The sequence below is a fragment of the Gordonia paraffinivorans NBRC 108238 genome (assembly GCF_000344155.1).
GTDB lineage: Bacteria > Actinomycetota > Actinomycetes > Mycobacteriales > Mycobacteriaceae > Gordonia > Gordonia paraffinivorans.
The window spans coordinates 54663-73604 of record NZ_BAOQ01000011.1 but is presented as its reverse complement, the minus strand read 5'-3'; the positions used below and the strand labels follow the sequence as shown (position 1 = coordinate 73604).

Genomic DNA, 18942 nt, shown 5'->3' with positions numbered 1-18942 from the left:
TCTCACAGTCGATCGGGCCGACGACGACACGGACCGGACACGGCCCCTGCGTCGTTGTCAGCGAACAGGTTTCGGGCACGAGGGGTGGGTACCGGCGGTGACGAGCTCACGCACCGCGGCACGCGGATCGCCGCTGGTGACGAGTCCCTCGCCGACCAGGACGGCGTCGGCGCCCGCGCCCGCATAGGCGAGCAGGTCGGCGGTGCCGCGCACCCCGGACTCGGCGACGCGGATGACCTCGGTCGGCAGGCCGGGGGCGATCCGGGCGAACGTGTCCCGGTCGACCTCGAGGGTCTTGAGGTTGCGGGCGTTCACGCCGATCACCGACGCCCCGGCCTCCAGGGCACGGTCGGCCTCTTCCTCGGTGTGGACCTCCACGAGGGCGGTCATCCCGAGGCTCTCGGTGCGGTCGAGCAGCGACGCGAGGACGTTCTGTTCCAGCGCGGCGACGATCAGGAGGATGACATCGGCGCCGTGGGCGCGGGCCTCGTGGATCTGGTAAGGCCCCACGATGAAGTCCTTGCGCAGGACCGGGATGTCGACCGCGGCGCGGACCGCGTCGAGGTCGGCCAGAGAGCCGTGGAAGCGACGCTCCTCGGTCAGCACGCTGACGATGCGGGCGCCACCCTCCTCGTAGGCCGTGGCCAGGTCGGCGGGGTCGCCGATGGTCGCCAGCTCCCCCTTGGACGGGCTGGCGCGCTTGACCTCGGCGATCACACCGATACCCGGCTGGCGCAGCGCCGCCATGGCGTCCCGGGGAGCGGGAGCCTTGGCCGAGGCAGCCTTCACCGCGTTGAAGTCGATCGCCGATTCGCGCGCGGCGACGTCGGCCTTGACTCCCTCGATGATCGACGCGAGAACGTTGGGCATGCTCACAGCGACTCCGTTCCCTTTCGCTAGTCGTGTGATCTCAGGGTAGACCGGAGGGCCGCGCGGGCCTCCGGCGGGTTGGCCGATCCCGGACGCCTAGACACCCGTCGACGGCGCCGTGTCAAGGGATACCTGCGCCTTGTCGCATCGGCGGCCGGATGTGACGCCTGTCATCCGCAGGCGCCCCCGGTCGGCGCGCGGGTCCCCGGTCAGCGGTCGTCGGTGTCCGACGGGTCGGTCGGGTCGATACCGGTGTCCAGAGCGTCCCACATCATGCGCTCGTTCGCCTCACGGGACTTCGCTGGGTCGTCACCGGCGGCGGTGTCCTCGGCGGCGTCGGGAGCGGCCTTCGCCTGTGCCTCGGCCTTCTTGCGGCGTTCGTGCTCGGCGAAGATCTCCTTCTCGAGCTTCTCCCGGCGCGCCGCCGGGGTCGCGTACTTCGACGTCGAGACCGCGCCCCGGGCCACCCTCAGCAGCATCACTCCGGCGGCGACGGCGCACACGGTGCCGAGAAGCACCAGCAGTGCCGCCGGCGCCTTGGTGTCGACGAACAGCACGACATAGCGGTCGGGGATGTCTCCGGCGTCGGCGGCGTAGTCGGAGTCACCACCGCCGGTGAGCAGCGAGATCGCCGGGAAGGCCGCGAGCACACCGCCGGCGGCCACCAGGATCGCCACCACGCGCAGCGCCCATCCACGCACCGCGAGCACCACGATGATGCCGGCCAGGTAGACCAGCGCGAGCGGCGTCAGCCACGGACTCCAGTCCGAACCCTTCACGTCGAAGGCGCGTTGGGGCGACAGCCCGTCCTCGGCGGAGACGGTGGCCCAAGTGAGCCGGCTCGCCCCCCAGAACGCGGCGGCGGTCGCCGCCATCAGGATCGCGGCGATGATCTGGGGCCGCCGCGACGGTGTGGCCGCGGACGGCTCGGCAGACTGATCGGCGGGCTGGTCGGCAGTGGTCACGGGTTCTCCCCTGCCGGGGGCTCGCCCACCCGGCGCATCGTGGACGCCGCGGCGACCGCGTTGAGGACCGCGGTGGCCTTGTTGCGGGCCTCGTTGTATTCGTATTCTGGCTGGCTGTCGGCGACGACGCCACCACCGGCCTGGACGTAGGCCTTGCCCCGGGCGAGCAGGGCGGTGCGGATGGCGATCGCGGTGTCGGCATTGCCGGCGAAGTCGAGATAGCCGACGATGCCGCCGTACAGGCCGCGCCGCGTCTTCTCGTGTTCGTCGATCAGCTCCATCGCGCGCACCTTCGGGGCGCCGGTCAACGTGCCCGCCGGGAAGCAGGCGGTCACCGCGTCGAGCGCGTGCTTGTCCGCGCGCAGCGTGCCCGACACGGTCGACACGAGGTGCATGACGTGGCTGTAGCGCTCGATGTGGCGGTAGTCGCTCACCTTGACGGTGCCCGGCTCACAGACCCGGCCGAGATCGTTGCGACCGAGGTCCACCAGCATCAGGTGCTCGGCATTCTCCTTCTCGTCCTCGAGCAGGCCCTTGCCGAGCAGCTGGTCCTCTTCCTCGGTGGCGCCGCGCCAGCGCGTGCCGGCGATCGGGTGGGTGGTCGCGACCCGGTCGGAGACCGTCACGAGGGCCTCCGGGCTGCTGCCGACGATGGTGAACGGCTTGCGGGCGATCGCGTCCGGGGCAGCGGTGTCGCTGTCGGCCTCGGTGCCCGGCATCCGCAGCAGGTACATGTACGGACTCGGGTTCGAGGCCCGCAGGACGCGGTAGACGTCGATCGGGTCGGCCTCGGTGTCCATCTCGAAACGCTGCGACGGGACCACCTGGAACGCCTCGCCGGCCTCGATCTCGCCGACCAGGCTGGTCACGATCTCGCTGTAATCCTCCAGCGTGCGCTGGGCGGTGTAGTCCGGCTTCGGCCGGTCGAAGACCGAAACAGTCGACGGCGCGGGTGCGGCGAGAGCCGCGGTCATGCGGTCGAGCCGGGCCACCGCGTCGGCGTAGGCCTCTTCGACGCGCTCGTCGGAGCCGTCCCAATTGACCGCGTTGGCGATCAGGGTGATGGTGCCCTCGTGGTGGTCCACGGCGGCCAGATCGGTGGCCAGGACCATCATCAGGTCGGGCAGCCCCAGGTCGTCGACGGTGGTCTCGGGGAGCCGCTCGAGGCGGCGGACCATGTCGTAGGCCATGAACCCGACGAACCCGCCGGTCAGCGGCGGCATGCCGGGCAGCGGGTCGGTCTTGAGGATGCGCAGCGATTCGGCCAGCACCTCGAGCGCGTCGCCGCCCTCCGGCGCGCCGACGGGCACCGAACCCCACCAGTGCGCCTGGCCGTCGACGACGGTCAGGGCCGAGGGCGCCCCGGCGCCGATGAACGACCAGCGCGACCAGGACCGGCCGTTTTCCGCAGATTCCAGCAGGAAGGTCCCCGGGCGGTCGCCGGCGAGCTTCCGGTACGCCGACAACGGCGTCTCCGAGTCGGCCAGGACCTTGCGGGTCACCGGCACGACGCGATGGTCGCGGGCGAGATCCAGGAACTCCTCGAGGCTCGTCGTGTGAGCCCCCGTCGCAGACGTCACGCCGGTCATCCGAGCGGCTCGCCGCCGACGCCCCACTGGGTACGCGGCACTTCGGTGATCGTCACCCAGACCGAGTCGGGGTTCTTGCCGGTGGCCTTGGCGTACGCCTCGGTCACCGCCGCGATCGTCTCGCGCTTGACGCGGTCGGAGAGTCCGGGTGTCTGCGAGATCTGGATGAGGGGCATGGAGCGTCACCGCCTTTCGGGTGTGATCACGTTGAGAACTATTGTGCGGAGTCCGGTCGCGGCGGGACCCCGAAGGTGAGCGACTCCGTGTCGAAGCAGGAGTGATTGCCCGTGTGGCAGGCCGCCCCGACCTGGTCGACGACGAGCAGGACGGTGTCTCCGTCGCAGTCGAGCCGGGCGTCGTGCACGTACTGGGTGTGCCCGCTGGTCTCGCCCTTGACCCAGTATTCCTGGCGGGAGCGGGAGTAGTAGGTCGCCTTCCGGGTGGCGAGGGTCCGCTCGAGCGCGGTGTCGTCCATCCACGCGACCATCAGCACCTCGCCGGTGCCCTTCTCCTGCGCGACCGCGCAGAACAGCCCGTCGGCGTTCCGCTTGAGGCGTGCTGCGAGTTCGGGATCGAGTGCCATCAGCGTTCTCCTGCCTGGTGCCGTGCTGCGCGGGATGCGGGGTTCATCGGACGGTGATGCCCTCTTCTCGCATCGCCTCCTTGACCTCGGCGATGGTGAGCTCGCCGAAGTGGAAGACGGACGCGGCGAGCACGGCGTCGGCACCGGCCTTCACCGCGGGCGCGAAGTCGGAGACCTTGCCCGCACCGCCGCTGGCGATGACCGGCACGCTGACCGCCTCGCGCACCGCCCTCAGCATGCGGAGGTCGAAACCCTGCTTGGTGCCGTCGGCGTCCATCGAGTTGAGCAGGATCTCCCCGACGCCGAGGTCCTGGCCGCGTCGTGCCCACTCGATGGCGTCGATGCCGGTGCCCTTGCGCCCGCCGTGGGTGGTGACTTCCCACCCCGACGGGGTCGGCTCCGAGCCCTCGGGCACGGTGCGCGCGTCGACCGACAGGACGATGCACTGCGAGCCGAAGCGACGGCTCATCTCGGCGAGCACCTCCGGGCGGGCGATGGCCGCGGTGTTGACGCTGACCTTGTCGGCGCCGGCCCGAAGCATCGCGTCGACGTCCTCCACGGTGCGGATGCCGCCGCCGACGGTCAGCGGGATGAAGACCTGGTCGGCGGTGCGCTTGACGACGTCGATCATCGTGGAGCGGCCCGAGCTCGACGCGGTGACGTCGAGGAAGGTCAGCTCGTCGGCGCCCTCCCGGTCGTAGCGCTCGGCGAGCTCCACCGGATCGCCCGCGTCGCGCAGGTTCTCGAAGTTGACGCCCTTCACGACGCGTCCGGCGTCGACGTCGAGGCACGGGATGACCCGGGTCGCCAGCGTCATCGTCGTGTCTCCTTCGCGTTCTCGTTGTTCATTCGTCTGTTCTCGTGTCCGTCTCTTCAGAGGTCGGGCGATTCCGACCACTCCCCGACCGTTCCCCGGATGACCCTCATCAGCCCGGCGTGGACGCCGGGCCGGCCGGCGACCAGCGACGGCGACGTGACCGTCCAGCGATTCCCCGCGATGTCGGTGGCGACGCCGCCGGCCGCGCGGACCAGGGCGGCGCCGGCGGCGTTGTCCCAGGGGTGCCTGCTGAACGCGATCGCCCCGCCGAACACGCCGGAGGCGGTGAACGCCATGTCGACGCCGGTGCTGCCGGTCATCCGGATGCGGGCGACGCGAGAGCTCAACGCGCTCAACAGGTCGGCGCGCCGGTCGCCGGCGTAGCGGCCGCCGCCCTTGGCGTTGAACGAGCCATAGGCGATGGCCGCTTCCTCCAGCTCCAGGTCGGGTGGCGGCTCGACTGCCTCGCCGTTGACCAGCAAAGGCCCGTCGGCGTGTGCCGCGTACTTGCGGCCGAGCAGCGGGAGCCAGGTCAGCCCGAGGGTGGCCTCCCCGTCGACGACGAGGCCGAGCAGGATGCCGGTCAGCGGCATGCCCGCCGAGTAGTTGAACGTCCCGTCGACCGGATCGAGAACCCACACCGGGCCGTCGACCGGATCGGCGCCGCCGAACTCCTCACCGTGGACCGGGATCTGCGTGCGATCCTCCAGTTGCGCGGTGATCCGGCGCTCGATGTCGAGGTCGACCTGGGTGGCGAAGTCCTTGCCGCCCTTGTAGACCGCGCTCGGCGCACCGAGGCCGTCGACGAAGATCTCGACGGCGTCGTCGAGGACGGCCCCCGCGGTGTCGAGCAACCGCGGGAGGTCGAGCGCGCTCTCGGTTCCGCTCATCAGACCCCGGCGACCGCCGACAGCGCCTCGGGCAGGGTGAACCGGCCCGCGTAGAGCGCCTTGCCGACGATCGCGCCCTCGACGCCCTGGTCGACGAGGCCCGCGATCGCGACGAGATCGTCGATGGCCGACACGCCGCCGGAGGCGACGATCGGCGAGTCGGTGGCGGCGGCGACCTCGGCGAGCAGCTCGAGGTTCGGGCCCTTCAGCGTGCCGTCCTTGGAGACGTCGGTGACGACGTAGCGCGCGCAGCCGTCGCGGTTGAGGCGCTCGAGCACCTCCCACAGGTCGCCGCCGTCGGTCACCCAGCCGCGGCCGCGCAGGCGGTAGGAGTCGCCCTCGCGGATGACGTCGAGGCCGACGGCGATGCGGTCGCCGTGTTCGGCGATGGCGCGGGCGCACCACTCGGGGTTCTCCAGCGCGGCGGTGCCGAGGTTGACACGGGTGCAGCCGGTGGCGAGCGCGGCGGCGAGCGACTCGTCGTCGCGGATGCCGCCGGACAGCTCGACCTTCACGTCGAGCTCGGCGACGACACCGGCGAGCAGCTCGCGGTTGTCGCCCCGGCCGAACGCGGCGTCGAGGTCGACGAGGTGGATCCACTCCGCACCGTCGTTCTGCCAGGCCAGCGCCGCATCGCGCGGGGAGCCGTAGGAGGTCTCGGTGCCGGCCGCGCCCTGGACGAGGCGGACCGCCTGCCCGTCGGCGACGTCGACGGCGGGAAGGAGTTCGAGGGTGCTACCCATGGGTGAATCTGTTCCTGTCTGTTCGCGGGGGTCGGATCGTGGGATCGGGTCGGGTTCGGAGGGCGGTCCGGAGTCAGTGCGGGGGCCGGTCCTGCGCGGCGAGCAATTCGGCCCGCGCGCGGTCGACCATGCGGTTTGCCACCGTACCGATCGCGGCGATCATCGCGACCACCGCCACCAGCGCGGCGGCCAGACCGGCGAACGGGGACCAGTTGGCGCACACGACGATGATCGGGATGCACACCGCCAGGACCAGCACACCGGCGCCGAGAGCGTAGAACGCGAGCTTGGCGATCGAGAAACCGCCGCCCGGCCGCGGAGTGTCGTCCGGACCCGCCCCCGCCCCGTCCCGGCGCGGTGTGCCGTCGGTCATGAGAGTCCCCGCACCCAGTTCTCCAGCAGGTGGGCCCCGGCGTCGCCGGACTTCTCCGGGTGGAACTGCGTGGCCGACAGCGCGCCGTTCTCGACGGCCGCGAGGAAGCGTCCGCCGTGCTCGGCCCAGGTCAGCTTCGGTGCCGCCAGCGGCGACCCGACGTTGTCCATGTCCCACGACTGCGCGGCATAGGAGTGCACGAAGTAGAAGCGGGTGTCGGCGTCGAGACCGGCGAACAGCACGGAGTCCTCGGGCGCCTCGACGGTGTTCCAGCCCATGTGGGGCAGCACCTCGGCGGGCAGCTGGGTGACCGCGCCGGGCCACTCGCCGCACCCTTCGGCCTCCACGCCGAACTCCACGCCGCGCTCGAACATGATCTGCATGCCCACGCAGATGCCGAGCACCGGGCGCCCGCCGGCGAGGCGACGGCCGATGATGCGCTCGCCCTTGACCGCGCGCAGCCCTTCCATGCATGCGGCGAAGGCGCCGACGCCGGGGACGACGAGTCCGGTCGCCTCGAGGGCGGTGGTGAAGTCAGAGGTGACGGTGACCTGGGCACCGGTCCGTTCGAGCGCACGCTGCGCCGAGCGCAGGTTGCCGGAACCGTAGTCGAGGATGGTGACGTCGGGCTTCACAGCGCTCCCTTCGTCGACGGCACGCCGGTCACCCGGGCGTCGTATTCGGTCGCCGCGCGCAGGGCGCGGGCCACGGCCTTGAACTCGGCCTCGGTGATGTGATGCTGGTCGCGGCCGTAGAGGACGCGGACATGCAGGGCGATGCGGGCGTTGAGGGCGAGCGACTCGAACACGTGCCGGTTGATGACGGTCGAGTACGGCACGCCCGGGTACCCGCCGATCACCGCGGTCAGCATGTGGTCGGGTTCGCCGGTGTGCACGCAGTACGGACGACCCGACACGTCGACGACGGCCTGCGCGAGCGTCTCGTCCATCGGGATCCACGCGTCGCCGAAGCGGCGGATGCCCTTCTTGTCACCGAGGGCCTGACCGAGCGCCTGACCGAGGACGATGGCGGTGTCCTCGATGGTGTGGTGGCCTTCGACCTCGATGTCGCCCTCCGCCTTGACCGTGAGGTCGAAGCTGCCGTGCTGGCCGAAGGCGGTGAGCATGTGGTCGTAGAACGCGATGCCGGTGGAGATGTCGGTACGGCCGGTCCCGTCGAGGTTGAGTTCGACCGAGATCGACGATTCCTTGGTGGTGCGTTCGACCTTCGCGATGCGAGGCGCGGGGATGCTCACTGAGAGTTCTCCAGATCTGTTGATGCGAGCGTGCGGCTGACGTCGAGGAAGGCATCGTTCTCGTGCGGGAGCCCGATGGTCACCCGCAGGTGGCCGGCGATCCCGACGTCCCGGATGAGGACACCGGCATCGAGGTAACGCTGCCACGACGCCGGAGCATCCCGGAAGCGCCCGAACAGCACGAAGTTGGCGTCGGAGTCGACCGTGCGGTAGCCGGCGTCCTCGAGGGCGGCCACCACGCGTTGGCGTTCGGCGACGATCTTCGCGACACCGGCGAGCGTGTCGTCGGCGTGACGCAGTGCCGCACGCGCGGCGGCCTGGGTCAGCACCGACAGGTGGTACGGCAGGCGGACGAGCTGGATCGCGTCGATGATGGCCGGGGCCGCGGCGAGGTAGCCGAGGCGGCCGCCTGCGAAGGCGAAGGCCTTGGACATGGTGCGGCTGACGACGACCTTCGTCGGGAACTCGTCGATCAGTTCGACGGCGCTCGGCGCCGACGAGAACTCGGCGTACGCCTCGTCGACGATGACGATGCCCTTCGCGGCCTCGACGATGCGCCGCAGGTCCGCGAGCGGGATCGACCCGCCGGTCGGGTTGTTGGGCGAGGTCACGAAGACGATGTCGGGTTCACGGTTGGCGACCTCGGCGACGGCGTAGTCGGTGTCGAGTCCGAAGTCGGCCGCGCGCGCGGCCACCAGCCACGCGGTGTCGGTGCCGTCGGCGATGATCGGGTGCATCGAGTACGACGGCACGAAGCCGAGCGCGCTGCGTCCCGGACCGCCGAACGCCTGCAACAGCTGTTGCAGGATCTCGTTGGAACCGTTTGCCGCCCAGAGGTTCTCGACCCCGAGGTGCACTCCGGTGGCGCGCGACAGGTAGGCCGCGAGGTCGGTGCGCAGGGCGACCGCGTCCCGGTCGGGGTAGCGGTGCAGTTCCGCCGCGGCCTCCCGCACGGAGGCGGCGACGTCGTCGATCAGCGCCTGCGACGGCGGGTGCGGGTTCTCGTTGGTGTTGAGGATGACCGGCACCTTCAGCTGGGGTGCGCCGTAGGCCGACTTGCCGCGCAGGTTGTCGCGCAGCGGCAGGTCGTCGACGGTGATGCCCGAGCCGGGGAGCCCGCCGGTCCGTTCGGTCACGGCGTCGGATGCGGTCACCGGCGCGACCCCGCGAAGCGCTGCTTGATCGCGTCGCCGTGCCCGGGCAGGTCCTCGGCATCGGCGAGGGTGACGACCTTGTCGGCGACCTCGCGCAGCGCGGCCTCGTCGTAGTCGATGACGTGCACGCCCTTGAGGAAGGTCTGCACCGACAGGCCCGACGCGAAGCGCGCCGACCCCGAGGTGGGCAGGACGTGGTTGGAGCCCGCGCAGTAGTCGCCGAGACTGACCGGCGCGTACGGGCCGACGAAGATCGCGCCCGCGTTGTGGACGCGGTCGGCGATGGCGGCGGCGTCGCGGGTCTGGATTTCGAGGTGCTCGGCGGCGTAGGCGTCGACCACGGCGAGGCCCGCCTCGACGTCGTCGACGAGGACGATGCCGGACTGCTCCCCCGACAGCGCGGTGACGACGCGCTCGCGGTGCTTGGTGGCGGCGGCCTGCTGCTCGACGGCCGCGTCGACGGCGTCGGCGAGTTCGACGCTGTCGGTGACGAGCACCGATGCGGCGAGCACGTCGTGTTCGGCCTGGCTGATCAGGTCGGAGGCGAGGATGCCGGGATCTGCGGAGTCGTCGGCGAGGATCGCGATCTCGGTGGGCCCGGCCTCCGAGTCGATGCCGACGACGCTGCGGCAGAGCCGCTTGGCGGCGGTGACGTAGATGTTGCCGGGGCCGGTGATGAGGTCGACCGGGTCGAGGACCGCGTTGGGCTCGTCGGCCTGGTCGGTGTCGGCGCCGCCGTAGGCCAGCAGCGCGATGCCCTGGGCGCCGCCGACGGCCCACACCTCGTCGACGCCGAGGAGCGCGCACGCGGCGAGGATGGTCGGATGCGGCCAGCCGCCGAAGTCCCTCTGCGGGGGCGAGGCGACGACGAGCGATCCGACGCCGGCCTCCTGCGCCGGGACGACGTTCATCACGACCGACGACGGGTAGACCGCATTGCCACCCGGGACGTAGAGGCCGACCCGGCGGACCGGGATCCACTTCTCGCTGACCACGCCGCCGTCGGCGACCTGGGTGTGGGTGGTCTCCCGACGCTGGTCGGCGTGGACCTTGCGGGCGCGGGTGATCGACTCGCGCAGCGCGTCGGCGACCTGGGGGTCGAGTCCCTCGAGCGCCTCGGCGATGACCTTCGCCGGGACGCGCACCGAGGGCGGCCTGATGCCGTCGAACTTCTCCCCGAACTCCAGTGCGGCGGGCGTGCCCTTCTCGGCGACCGCATGCACCACCGGCGTCACCGTGTCGAGGACGGCATTGACGTCGGTGCCCCCACGGGGAAGCGCGCGACGCAGTTCGGCGAGCGTCGGCGTGCTACCGCGCAGGTCAATTCGGGCGAGCATGATCTCTCCTGGTCGGTGCGGGAATTTACCCATCCAGGATACGGGTCGGCGGCCAGTGGGTTTTCCGTGCGGGTGACAAGGCGACGACCAGCCTCCTGGGCCGCCTTTCCGAACACTGGGCACGGCACGCTCCCACGACACTGCATCACCGGCATCGATTAGGACTCGGAACTAGCTGAGAACAGCTGAGCAGACGCACTCCGGGTAGCAGCTGTGTCACGTCGACCAGACCGGCGCCCCGATTTCAGCTTTGGTCCGAAAGGATCGCATCGACGAGGATGGGATTATGTGCGGTCCGAATGTTCCCGGCCCTACTCGCCCGCATTAGATGTATCGCCGCAGTCGCCGCCGACCTCAGGAAGGTCGCATCTTGGAAGAGGTCGACAAGCGACTGCAGGTTCGGTGCCCACACCAGAAGATTGAACGGGCCCGATGCCTGATATGGCGCCTCCGTAACACTGACTCCCGGGTGCTGCCGCATGAAACGAACCAGAGCGGTGTCAGACATCTCCTCACCCAACAGCTCGACTCCGTTAACCTGGACCATTCCGGAGAGGGATCCGTCCGTGTCCATCATCAGCCGGAAGGCCTCAGTGAACCCGATTGTGAGGTTCGAGATTGAGCGGAAGTATGGAATTTTCTCCGGCGCACTCAGCACCCAGTACGCATACTCCGTCCGCCGTGGGAGCGGGAGACACAACTCCATGTAGGTGCGATACAGGGACCGCACCGTATCGGCGTCGTCGCCGGTTCGCTCGCACCAGAGTTCGTAACTTGTCTCCCACGGTGCGCGTTGGCTCGGTTCGAGCGGCACCGTGCGCCCGTCAGCATCAAACGTGCGGTTTACCTGCGCTGGTCTCGACAACCAGTCAGCAACGGTGGTCTCACAGTCCTTGAAGATCTCGTCCAGCGAGCGCTGCTCGCTGATATAGGTCATCTGAGCCTTGTTTCGCGCCGGCAGTCTGGCCAACTGGATGCTGTTTATCAGCGTCGCTTCGTTTTCGAGGAGGTGTCGTAACGGGTCTGTCAGCGTTCGTGCGACGGAGTCGGGTTTCACCCGGATGGACCTAATGTCACTGCGATTGACCCGGTGACCCTTCAGACGGTCTGCAATCGATTTCGACTGCCCTAGGTAACAGTCACCATTGTCGAACTCGAGTAAGTAGTACCCGGTGTTTCCCTCGTTCAGATCATCTAGAAATCGTTGTACCTTCTGGGGCAAAGCCGGTTCGAGCGGCTCGCTGAAGCCATGGTCCTCAGACCACTTGGCCACTGCCGCTCGACAATTGCGGATTTCGTGATGCGAGCGCGTCGTCGGCTTCCAGATCTCGGCCACAATCGAACTCTTCATATCGTGACCGCCAGCGCGCCGATCTACCGGTGAGTCGAGCCCCGGGGCGAGGCACCACGAGGGAGCACACGCAATGACATAGGTGAGCAGTCGGTCAATTGGTACCCTCTGTCGCTCTCCGTTCCCGGCAGCTACCTCGGCCTCGTCCTGGAAACCCCAACTGTCGAGTCCCGAATGCCTAACCCAGACTGCTTCAATCTCGCTGATTCCGGACGGAAGCCTCAAAGCATGGCACGCGACGCCAGCGCGGCCCTCGTCGACGTCCGGCGCAGACGCGGCAACATGCACCTCGGCCACGGCACCGTCACCCGTATGTCGTACGCTGACCCGCCATCCTGCAGCTACCAGAGTGGCGACCCAGTTTGCGAGATCGGCATTTTCCTCGTAAGTCCTGAAGAGCTGCTCGTCGACGAGGTCATCGTCGGTGACGTCGAGGTTACGAAAGTCGTGTGGAACCAGAGGCGTCCACAGACCGAATTCTGTGGCCCCGTCCTCGTCCTCCTCAACCGGGACCCATGTCTGGCCATCGAAGATCGAGACGAGCGTCTCTCTCCCGACCGAAACCTCGAACCGTAAGCCCCCCTCAGCAAGGGACACACCAGCCGTACAGTCGCCATTCAGCAGCGGAAGGAACTGCAACTCGTCTATCTGATCCGCAAGAAATGCCGTCGCACGTTCAGTCACCACTCGCCGCCCCTTGTGCCTCAGTTCTTCACCTACCGACGACTTCGCCGTTTCAGGCAGAAAGGCGGATCGTCACGAGTCATCCTTCCCGACGAAGCACCGGTCCGACGGGCCAAGATTGGGACCAAAATCCGTAGGTGCCACCGAGACTCTCCATGGCGCCGAAGGTCAATTGAAGCCGCCGTCTCCTCTGACTTCTTCGGAACTCTGTTGCCACAGACAGCCACCACCTCACCGGCAGCTCGTACCGGTGAGGAAGGGCGTGACGCGCGGATGACACCTTGCCGAACGCCGCCAACCGATGCCTCCGCGCTGGCACGGTCGCACGGCCTCCATCGGATCGTCCACGCCGGCGAGTCGTCGGCCCGAAGGCGTGCGCGACGCTGTCGACCTCCTACATGCCGAGCGGGTCGACCACGGGGCGCGCGGTCGAGGCCCCCGATCTGCTGGCGAGGTTGCGTGACGAAGAGGTCCCGCTCGGCGTGTGGCCGCGGTCCAACATCTCGCTCAGGCTCTACCGATCGTGGGACGCGCACCCGCTGCCTCGCCTGTGCCCACCGGGTGTGCCGGTCAGCCTCAACACCGACGACCCCGCGATCCTCGGGACCGCCCTCGAGGCGGATTGGTCTGTCCCGTCGTCGATCTGGGGGCTCGACGAGGACAACCTCAAATCGGGTCTCCGCCGACGCCGCCGACTGACGGATCTCGCGCCCGCGTCGAAGGTCCCGGCGTCCCATCCGTCCTTGTTACCCACCGCTTCCGGGTCCTTGGCCCCCAATAGTCCCAGAGTTGCTGCGGTGGCGGTTCTCCCGCAGTAACGTCACCGACATGCCTGCCTACTGGGTCATGTTCGTGGTCGCTCTGGTCTCCTGCCTGATCATCGGGATCGGGTTCTTCCTCGGAATCCCGGGCCCCAAGGACTGAGCGTCCCTCCTCTCACGGCCGCGCACCCTCGTGCGCACCGGGAACCGCCGTGTGTTCGAGGCGGACCTCGCCCCATCCCGCTCGCGTCGATCACCGATCCCCGGTGCGGAATGTGTGCGGTCGTTCGCCTGGCGGCTCCGCCGAGGTGGAAAGACGATCTCGAGCGCTATGCGACTCGACGATCTCGTCCACCACGGCAGCGCCCGCGACGGCGATGCAGAATCCGCCCGATCAGCGCTACGCCGAGGACGTTCGAAGTCAGATGAGACCGACCGGCGCGGGGACGCGACTCAGCGAACGCGCGCCCGCATCAGCGAGACGTTGTAGTCGGTCCAGGTCGACAGGGTGAAGTACAGGTCCTCACCCGCCGACCACGGGTGCATGAACCCGCCGTACAGCTGGGCGTACTTCGACGAGTGGACGAGCTCCGACGGCTCCGACCACAGGCCCTGCGGCTCCCGGGCCTTACGCAGGACGATCGCGCCCCGGAACGCGTCGAGATAGGTCATCTGCCAGCGGTCGGTCGACTCGTCGTAGCGGACGTTGATCTCGCCGGCCGGGCCGCCGATGATCACCGACGCCGCGTTGCCGTCGCGCGCCGGAACCCACTTGCCGTCACGCCAGTACTGGTAGGCGGTCTTGTTCAGGATGTGGTCGCGGTGCACGCGGGCGACACCCACCGAGCCGATACGCCCGTTGGGCGTGCCGAACATGTACACGTGGTCGCCCTTCGGGACCATGGACGACACCTGGAACTGGCTGACGCCGAAGATGTTGTCCCAACGCGCGTACGGATCCTTGACCCACGTCGAACCGCCGTCGTCGGAGTAGGCCAGGCCGCCGTAGTTGGTCAGCCACAGACCCGGGATCTCTCCCCACGTCCGCACCGACATGTAGCTCATGTACTGCCGGTCGCCGACCGCGAAGCCCGAGGTCGGGATGACGGTGATCTCGTAGTGGTCGATACGCCGGGCGCTCAGCAGTTCGGCCGCGTGGCAGCGGCTGTCCTGGATCATCGTGTCGATGAACAGGCCATCGGAGAGGTCCTTGTCCGACGAGAACCCAAGCACGTTGCTGCGCCAGTCACGACCGTTGGCGCCGGGCGGACGGAAGCCCTTGCCGAAGGTGTCGCCGAAGACGATCGCGACCTTGTCCGGCTCGGCCTCCCACATGATCCCCAGGTCGGTGCCGTTGATCTGCCAGCGCTTGTCGGTGCGGCTCGTCGAGCCCTGGCCCGTCACGGTGCCGACCCACTCGAGTCCCGAGACCCGCGGCGGGGTCGGCTTGGGCGCGACCGGACCCGCGTCGACGCCGGGGTTCACCTTCGCGGGACGGGGCGGCAGCGGCGGCGGGTTCGGGTTGGGCACCGGGACCGGGATGTTCTTGGGCGCCGGGTCGAGGGTGATCTTGGGGAACTCGAGGCTCAGCGCGGGCCCACCGGCACCCGGCTTGGGCTTGGGCGGGTCGGTGATATCCGGGCACGGGTCCGAACACGGGTCCTTCGGCGGCGGCTCCGACGGGATGCGCACCACGGGCTTCTCCGGTGCCGGCTCGGGCACGGGCAGGATTCGCGGGTACGGCAGCGGGATGGACAGCCGGTCCGGGAGGCGCGGGAGCAGGTCCAGCGGATTTCCGGGGATGGGCTTGCGCTCCGGCGGCAGGTCGGCCTCGCAGCCGGAACTCGGCAGCTCTCGCTGCGGCTTCGGCTCCGCGTGGGCGGCGGCGGTGGTCCCGCCCAGTGTGGTTCCGGCGACGACGGCCGCGGCGAGCCAGCGAGTGCCGGCGGAACGGAGGATCGACCGTCTCATGTGTGTCTAGGCCTGGTCCGCGTTGCCCTTGCGCCACTGCTCCCACGGGATGTTCCAGTCACCGAGTCCGTCGGTGCCGGACAGCGTGCCGCCCGTGGTGTTCTTCACGATGACCGGGTCACCGCGCAGCGTGTTGTTCATGACCCACAGCGCGTTCTCCGGGCTCAGGTTCAGGCAGCCGTGACTGGTGTTGGTGTTGCCCTGCGCCCACATCGACCAGGGGGCCGAGTGGAAGAAGATGCCGCTGTAGGACATGCGGGTCGCGTAGTCGACCGGGGTGCGGTACCCGTTCGGCGAGTTGGTCGGCACTCCGTAGGTCGACGAGTCCATGATGATGTGGTCGTGCTTGTCGGCGATCAGATAGATGCCGTTGTCGGTCTCGTCGCCCGGCTTGCCCATCGACGTCGGCATGGTCTTGATGACCTTGCCGTCACGCTCGAAGACCACCTGCTTGGTGTTGTCGTCGGCGGTGATGACCATCTTGCGGCCGATGGTGAAGTGGGTGCTGACGTTCTCCTGGCCGTAGAGGCCGTCGCCGAGGTCGATGCCGTAGGTGTTCACGGAGACCTTCACCTTGGTGCCAGGCTTCCAGAACTCCTTGGGACGCCAGCGCACCTCGCTGTCGCTGATCCAGTAGAAAGCGCCCTCGACCGGCGGGTCGGTGGTGACCTTGATCGCCCGCTGTGCGGCCCGTCGGTTCGGGATCGGCTCGTCGAACTTCACCGCGACCGGCTGGCCGATGCCGACGGTCTCGCCGGGGCTCGGCGTGAGGTAGGCCTGGGTGAGGTTGTTGGGGCTGCTCGTGGTGAAGCTCACCCGCTTGTTCACCGTGCCGCCGATGCCGATGGCCTCCGCGTCGAGCGTGTAGGTGCGGTTGTAGCCGAGGGCCTCGGCGCTCGTCCAGACCGTGTCGTCGTCGGCGAAGCGTCCCTTGAGCGGGGTGCCGTCGGCCTTGGTGATCAGGACGCGCTTGAGCGTGCCCTCGGTGGTCTTGACGGTGATCGGCGCGCCCGGCAGGACCCCGACGGAGTTGTCCGCGAGCGGCTTGGCGCCGTCGGCGGTGTCGTCCTCGGTGGAGATCTCGATGTCGGGCTTGAGCAGGTCGTCGAAGAGGCTCGAGCTGGTCACGTTGTCGCTGTAGGACGCCTCATGTGAGCACGACGTCACGAGTGCGATGACCGCGAGCAGAACACCACTGATCATCAGCGGCATCCGTCGAGTACGACCGATACCCATCTCTCTCCCGCCTGAGTCGACCAACTCTTGTGACCTGGTCGGCAGTTGCCTCCCCGAATCACGCTCCAGTGTACGAGAATCCGCGACGAACACCGGGGCGCGTCATCCGATCGTCTGCGTGTCCGGTCATCGGTGACCGGAAACCCGCCGACATGACACAAGACGCCCCGCAATCCTGCGAGGCGTCTTGTGAATCTCTGTGCGCCATCAGGGACTCGAACCCCGAACCCGCTGATTAAGAGTCAGCTGCTCTGCCAATTGAGCTAATGGCGCTTGCCGTTTGTCGCTGTCGGGCTTGCCTCCCGGCGACGGGAAAGAACATTACATGACACTCTCGCCAGATGTGAAATCGCCTGGTCGGAGAGGGTTTTTCCGATGCTCTCCCCCCCGCCGGGCGGGAGACCCGACGCGGCCCGCAGCCGGCTCAGCTCACGATCTTGCGGACCACCAGCACGAGCACGAGCGCTCCGACGCCGGCGATCGTGTACTTCACCGCCGGGGTCTGCAGGGTGGCCAGGGCACGCGACTTCGCGTCGTCTGCGAGACGCTGCGGATTCGCCCGTTCGGCCAGCGCGTCGAGCGTGTTGGCGAGGTCCTCACGGGCCTTCGCGATCTCCTGCTCGATACGTTCGGTATCTCCGGCCACTGTGCATCCTTCCGGCGCTTCTCGCTGCAGGCGCACGCGGTCTCACGCCTGCGCCACTGACTGTCAAGATCGCCGCCGAACGGCGGCGACTCGATGCTACGACATCCTCACGTGCCGTCAGGTGCCCATGGACTAGCCTGACTTGCATGTCAGAGGTCACTCCCCCCGCGGAGGCAAAGCGTCTGTCCGTCGGTGATCGCGCACCCGCATTCACCCTGCCCGACGCGAACGGCGATCCGGTGTCGTTGTCGGACTACGCGGGACAGAAGGTCATCGTGTACTTCTACCCGGCGGCCGCCACCCCGGGCTGCACCAAGCAGGCGTGTGATTTTCGCGACAATCTCGCCGAGCTGAACGAGGCCGGCCTCGCGGTGCTCGGCATCTCGCCGGACAAGCCCGCGAAACTTCAGAAGTTCATCGAGAAGGAGGGCCTCAACTTCCCCCTCCTGAGCGACCCGGAGAAGAAGGTCCTCGCCGAGTGGGGCGCATTCGGCGAGAAGAAGATGTACGGCAAGACCGTCACCGGCGTCATCCGCTCGACGTTCCTGGTCGACGAGGACGGCAAGATGGCCCTCGCGCAGTACAACGTCCGTGCCACCGGGCACGTCGCGAAGCTGCGTCGCGATCTGTCGGTGTGACCCGCGGAGTCGGTGAGCGAGAACCATGACGGGGTCGACCGAACCACTGGTCCCGCGTAAGCGACCCACCCAGGAGCGCAGCAGGCGCAAGTTCCAGGCGATGCTCAACGCCGCGCGCGAGTTGCTCGTCGAGGTCGGGTTCGAGTCGTTGACGTGTGAGGAGATCGCGGCGCGGGCCGAGGTCCCGATCGGAACCCTCTACCAGTACTTCGCCAACAAGTACGTGATCGTCTGCGAGCTCGACCGGCAGGACACCGTCAACGTCCGCGAGGAGCTCACCGCCTTCGCCAACGAGGTGCCGTCGCTGGAGTGGCCGAGCCTGCTCGAGAAGTTCCTCGATCACCTCGCCGCGCTGTGGCGCACCGACCCGTCGCGGCGGGCGGTGTGGCTCGCGGTCCAGTCGACGCCGGCCACGCGGGCGACCGCGTCGGAGAACGAGCGGGTGCTCGCCGCGCAGGTCGCGCGGATGCTCGCGCCGCTCACGCCTTCCCAGCGTGAGCGCCGCGAGATGATGTCGCAGGTGCTCGTCCACACCGCGTACTCGCTGCTGAGCTTCTCGGTGCAGGACGGTCACGACCACGAGGAGACCGTCGCCGAGCTGAAGCGGATGCTCGCCGGCTACCTGCTCCTCGAGGAGTCGACGCAGGTCACGAGCTGACCCGAGCCGGACCTGACCGCCCTAATGGCCCTCGAGGATGGCCACCGCGGCGGCGGTGTCGCCGTCGTGGGTCAGCGACACATGGATCACGGTGTCGCGCAGGTGGTCTCCGACCTCGCCCGACACGCGGACGGCGGGCCGCCCCCAGGTGTCGGTGACGACCTCGATGTCGCTGTGCCGGATCTGCGGCAGCAGGGGCGACCGGGAGAAGCGACTCACCGACCAGGCCTTGATCACGGCCTCCTTGGCCGCCCAGCGGGCGGCGAGATGCCGTGCGTCGTCGCCGGTCCCGGCCGCCGAGTCCCGACGTTCGCCGACCGTGAACCGGTCGGCGAACGTCGTACCCGGCTGCCGGAGCTGCTCGGCGAACTCCGGGATCGACACGATGTCGATCCCGACTCCGAGAACGCTCATCTCCGCT

The 18942-nt window shown here is 68.7% G+C and carries 21 protein-coding genes and 1 tRNA gene; 3 read left to right on the top strand and 19 right to left on the bottom strand.

What is annotated here, in order from left to right; genetic code table 11:
* Positions 1–57: 57 nt before the first annotated feature.
* The 14 genes from trpC to GP2_RS05870 form a co-directional block, all read right to left on the bottom strand.
* On the bottom strand, positions 58–876 hold the full coding sequence (gene trpC, locus GP2_RS05935; protein ID WP_040526513.1) for an indole-3-glycerol phosphate synthase TrpC: 819 nt from the start codon (positions 874–876) through the stop codon (positions 58–60).
* Between the two features lie 203 nt (positions 877–1079).
* Positions 1080–1835: a Trp biosynthesis-associated membrane protein gene (locus tag GP2_RS05930; RefSeq protein WP_006899570.1), complete on the bottom strand. Its 756-nt coding sequence runs from the start codon at positions 1833–1835 to the stop codon at positions 1080–1082.
* Positions 1832–3424 carry an anthranilate synthase component I gene (locus GP2_RS05925; RefSeq protein ID WP_006899569.1) on the bottom strand — a complete coding sequence of 531 codons (1593 nt, stop codon included), beginning with the start codon at positions 3422–3424 and terminating at the stop codon, positions 1832–1834. The genes GP2_RS05930 and GP2_RS05925 overlap by 4 nt, the downstream gene beginning before the upstream one ends.
* Complete coding sequence (locus tag GP2_RS05920) at positions 3421–3600, bottom strand: tautomerase family protein (RefSeq protein WP_005196179.1); 180 nt, start codon at positions 3598–3600, stop codon at positions 3421–3423. Before GP2_RS05920 ends, GP2_RS05925 begins: the two co-directional genes overlap by 4 nt.
* Positions 3601–3638: 38 nt before the next feature.
* Entirely contained in the window at positions 3639–4007 is a 369-nt protein-coding gene (gene hisI, locus GP2_RS05915) for a phosphoribosyl-AMP cyclohydrolase (protein WP_006899568.1), read from the bottom strand.
* A gap of 43 nt (positions 4008–4050) precedes the next feature.
* Entirely contained in the window at positions 4051–4824 is a 774-nt protein-coding gene (hisF, locus tag GP2_RS05910; protein WP_006899567.1) for an imidazole glycerol phosphate synthase subunit HisF, read from the bottom strand.
* 56 nt (positions 4825–4880) lie between these two features.
* Positions 4881–5714 (bottom strand): inositol monophosphatase family protein, encoded by an 834-nt coding sequence (locus GP2_RS05905; protein WP_006899566.1) that lies wholly within the window; start codon positions 5712–5714, stop codon positions 4881–4883.
* Positions 5714–6457 carry a bifunctional 1-(5-phosphoribosyl)-5-((5-phosphoribosylamino)methylideneamino)imidazole-4-carboxamide isomerase/phosphoribosylanthranilate isomerase PriA gene (priA, locus tag GP2_RS05900; RefSeq protein WP_006899565.1) on the bottom strand — a complete coding sequence of 248 codons (744 nt, stop codon included), beginning with the start codon at positions 6455–6457 and terminating at the stop codon, positions 5714–5716. The genes GP2_RS05905 and priA overlap by 1 nt, the downstream gene beginning before the upstream one ends.
* Before the next feature lie 73 nt (positions 6458–6530).
* Positions 6531–6830, bottom strand: coding sequence for a hypothetical protein (locus tag GP2_RS05895; RefSeq protein WP_006899564.1), 300 nt, complete (start codon positions 6828–6830; stop codon positions 6531–6533).
* A complete protein-coding gene (hisH, locus tag GP2_RS05890) occupies positions 6827–7465 on the bottom strand; it encodes an imidazole glycerol phosphate synthase subunit HisH (protein WP_006899563.1) in 639 nt (212 codons plus the stop codon). The genes GP2_RS05895 and hisH overlap by 4 nt, the downstream gene beginning before the upstream one ends.
* Positions 7462–8085, bottom strand: coding sequence for an imidazoleglycerol-phosphate dehydratase HisB (gene hisB / locus GP2_RS05885; RefSeq protein WP_006899562.1), 624 nt, complete (start codon positions 8083–8085; stop codon positions 7462–7464). Before hisB ends, hisH begins: the two co-directional genes overlap by 4 nt.
* Positions 8082–9239 carry a histidinol-phosphate transaminase gene (locus GP2_RS05880; protein WP_006899561.1) on the bottom strand — a complete coding sequence of 386 codons (1158 nt, stop codon included), beginning with the start codon at positions 9237–9239 and terminating at the stop codon, positions 8082–8084. Before GP2_RS05880 ends, hisB begins: the two co-directional genes overlap by 4 nt.
* A complete protein-coding gene (hisD, locus tag GP2_RS05875; protein WP_006899560.1) occupies positions 9236–10576 on the bottom strand; it encodes a histidinol dehydrogenase in 1341 nt (446 codons plus the stop codon). Before hisD ends, GP2_RS05880 begins: the two co-directional genes overlap by 4 nt.
* Positions 10577–10820: 244 nt before the next feature.
* Positions 10821–12611, bottom strand: a complete 1791-nt coding sequence (locus tag GP2_RS05870; protein WP_157211652.1) for a GIY-YIG nuclease family protein — start codon at positions 12609–12611, stop codon at positions 10821–10823.
* A gap of 398 nt (positions 12612–13009) precedes the next feature.
* On the opposite strand from GP2_RS05870, the gene GP2_RS05865 reads away from it, so the two are divergent.
* A complete protein-coding gene (locus tag GP2_RS05865; protein WP_006899558.1) occupies positions 13010–13429 on the top strand; it encodes an amidohydrolase family protein in 420 nt (139 codons plus the stop codon).
* Between the two features lie 396 nt (positions 13430–13825).
* Here the strand turns inward: GP2_RS05865 and GP2_RS05860 are convergent, their stop codons facing one another.
* From GP2_RS05860 to GP2_RS05845, 4 genes are all read right to left on the bottom strand, one after another.
* Positions 13826–15343: a DUF4185 domain-containing protein gene (locus tag GP2_RS05860; protein WP_006899557.1), complete on the bottom strand. Its 1518-nt coding sequence runs from the start codon at positions 15341–15343 to the stop codon at positions 13826–13828.
* Between the two features lie 6 nt (positions 15344–15349).
* Positions 15350–16555, bottom strand: a complete 1206-nt coding sequence (locus tag GP2_RS05855) for a L,D-transpeptidase (protein WP_040526512.1) — start codon at positions 16553–16555, stop codon at positions 15350–15352.
* 224 nt (positions 16556–16779) lie between these two features.
* Positions 16780–16852: transfer RNA gene (locus tag GP2_RS05850), tRNA-Lys, on the bottom strand.
* A 151-nt stretch (positions 16853–17003) separates the two neighbouring features.
* Complete coding sequence (locus GP2_RS05845; protein ID WP_006899555.1) at positions 17004–17225, bottom strand: DUF3618 domain-containing protein; 222 nt, start codon at positions 17223–17225, stop codon at positions 17004–17006.
* A gap of 146 nt (positions 17226–17371) precedes the next feature.
* Here GP2_RS05845 and bcp point away from each other — a divergent pair, with 146 nt between their 5' ends.
* Positions 17372–17863, top strand: coding sequence for a thioredoxin-dependent thiol peroxidase (gene bcp / locus GP2_RS05840; protein ID WP_006899554.1), 492 nt, complete (start codon positions 17372–17374; stop codon positions 17861–17863).
* A 25-nt stretch (positions 17864–17888) separates the two neighbouring features.
* Entirely contained in the window at positions 17889–18521 is a 633-nt protein-coding gene (locus GP2_RS05835) for a TetR/AcrR family transcriptional regulator (RefSeq protein WP_006899553.1), read from the top strand.
* 21 nt (positions 18522–18542) lie between these two features.
* On the opposite strand, the gene acpS is transcribed toward GP2_RS05835, so the two are convergent.
* Complete coding sequence (gene acpS / locus GP2_RS05830; RefSeq protein ID WP_040526511.1) at positions 18543–18935, bottom strand: holo-ACP synthase AcpS; 393 nt, start codon at positions 18933–18935, stop codon at positions 18543–18545.
* Between the last annotated feature and the right edge of the window lie 7 nt (positions 18936–18942).